Annotated in this window: 2 protein-coding genes; both read right to left on the bottom strand. The window is 73.9% G+C overall.

Annotated features, from left to right (window positions below; translation table 11 throughout):
- Positions 1 to 145: 145 nt before the first annotated feature.
- Complete coding sequence (locus tag IY392_RS14885) at positions 146 to 1,663, bottom strand: YifB family Mg chelatase-like AAA ATPase (RefSeq protein WP_194861629.1); 1,518 nt, start codon at positions 1,661 to 1,663, stop codon at positions 146 to 148.
- Between the two features lies 1 nt (position 1,664).
- Positions 1,665 to 2,051, bottom strand: coding sequence for a YraN family protein (locus IY392_RS14880; RefSeq protein ID WP_194861628.1), 387 nt, complete (start codon positions 2,049 to 2,051; stop codon positions 1,665 to 1,667).
- Positions 2,052 to 2,053 lie beyond the last annotated feature (2 nt).

Genomic DNA, 2,053 nt, shown 5'->3' with positions numbered 1-2,053 from the left:
GACCGGATGCGGTCGCCGGCCTCCACCGGCCCGACCCGGTCCACCAGATCCCACAGTTCCGCCGTCGGGCGTTCGGTGACCGCCCCCAGGTACGCGTACGCCCTCCGAACCTCCGGTGTCACCACCGTGTCGTCCCCACCGACCATCAGTCCTCCCCCCTCAAGACCAGCGCTTCGGACACGTGCGCCTCCCCGGGCACCCCGGCACCGTCGAGATCGGCGACCGTCCACGCCAACCGCAGGCAGCGGTCCACACCGCGGGGGGACAACACCCCGAGTGCGAGTGAGCGGTTCAGGGGGCGCAGTGCGCGCGGATCCAATCCACGCCCGGCCCGCAGCACCCTCCCGGGGACACCGGCGTTGGTCCGGGCACCCGCGGCGCCCGGACACGCCGCCCACCTCTCGGCGGCGGCCCTTCTCGCCGACGCCACCCGGGCCCGCACCGCGGCACTGTCCTCCTCCTCGCCGACCGCGAACAGCCCCGAACCCACCGGCATCGTCCGGGCCAGGATGTCCACCCGGTCGCGCAGCGGGCCGGTCAGGGCCCTGCCGTAGCGACGCCGTGCGTCCGGAGTGCACGAACAGTCCGAGGGGCGCGGCGAGCCGCACGGGCAGTCGTTCGCCGCCATCACCAGCTGGAACCGGGCGGGGAACACCGACACCCCGTCCCGACGCGCGATCCGGACCTCCCCGTCCTCGAGTGGGGTCCGCAGGCTGTCGAGGACCCGTCCGGAGAACTCGGCGCACTCGTCCAGGAAGAGCACCCCCCGGTGCGCGAGGGTCACGGCCCCGGGCGTAGCGGTGTTATTCCCACCGCCGACGAGCGACGCCGCCGAGGCGGTGTGATGCGGCGCGACGAACGGCGGGCGCCGGAGGAGCGGATCATGGTCCGACAGACGGCCCATCACCGAGTGGATCGCCGTGGCCTCGAGCGCGTCCCGCTCCCCCAGATCCGGGAGCAGACCGGGCAGGCGTTTGGCCAACATGGTCTTGCCCGTCCCGGGCGCTCCCCGGAGCAGCATCGCGTGTCCACCGGCCGCCGCGACCTCGACGGCGCGACGGCAGTCGTCCTGGCCGTGGACCTCGGCCAGGTCCATTCCGTCATCCGCTGCCGCGGCCGGCGGCTCCGGGGCCACGGTGACCAGGTCACCCGCGCCCCGGCTCCACGTCGCCAGCATGGCCAGGGACTCCACCCCCGCCGTGTCGATGCCGCCCACCAGCCTCGCCTCGGCCAGGTTGCACGCCGGGACGATCGCCCGTCGCAGACCCGCCTCACGCGCGGCGAGCACCGCCGGGAGTACCCCGCGTACCGGCCGGATGCGACCGTCGAGTGCCAGCTCGCCGACCAGGAGTGTGCCCTCGAACCCGCCGGCCGGGAGCTCCCCGGACGCGGTGAGCGCCCCGACCGCGAGTGCCACGTCGAACCCCGATCCGCGTTTGGGCAGCGCCGCCGGCGACAGCGAGAGCACCACCTTTCCCCTCGGCCAGGACAGGCCCGAATTGCCCACCGCCGCCCGCATCCGCTCCCTGGACTGCATGACCGCACCGTCACCCATCCCCACGATGCTCACCCCGGGGAGTCCGCGCCCGACGTCGGCCTCGACCTCGACGAGCTGGCCACCGATCCCCGTCAGCGTCACCGCCCACGTCCGTCCGAGCGCCATCTCAGAACACGTCCTCGAAGAGTTCGAGGAGCGGACGGGAGGAGTCGGCCAGGTCCACACCGATCACGTCGAAGCAGACCTGACGCCAGGGACCGGGGTGGGCTGCCAGCCACTCCCCCGCCAACTGTCGCAGGCGGCGCTGCTTGGCGGCCGTCACCGATTCGGCCGGTGTCCCGAACCCGGTGCCGCTCCGCGTGCGGACCTCCACGAAGCGCAACCGACCCCCGGCATCCAGGACGACCAGGTCGAGTTCCCCCGTCCGGCTCCGCCAGTTCCGGCTGATCACCGCGCCCCCACGCGCCTCGATCAACCCCGCGGCGTGCGCCTCCCCGATCGCCCCGGTCCGTCGGCGACCGTCACCCCCGTGCGTTCCGGCGACCGATCCCACCC

The sequence above is a fragment of the Dietzia sp. SYD-A1 genome (assembly GCF_015356725.1).
In the GTDB taxonomy this organism is placed as follows: domain Bacteria; phylum Actinomycetota; class Actinomycetes; order Mycobacteriales; family Mycobacteriaceae; genus Dietzia.
The sequence above is the reverse complement of the archived record's forward strand: the minus strand, read 5'-3'. Positions and strand labels throughout refer to the sequence as shown.

Coding starts and splice junctions, on each gene's coding strand:
- IY392_RS14885 (WP_194861629.1), bottom strand. CDS start 1,663: ATGGCGCTCGGACGGACGTGGGCGGTGACGCTGACGGGGATCGGTGGC.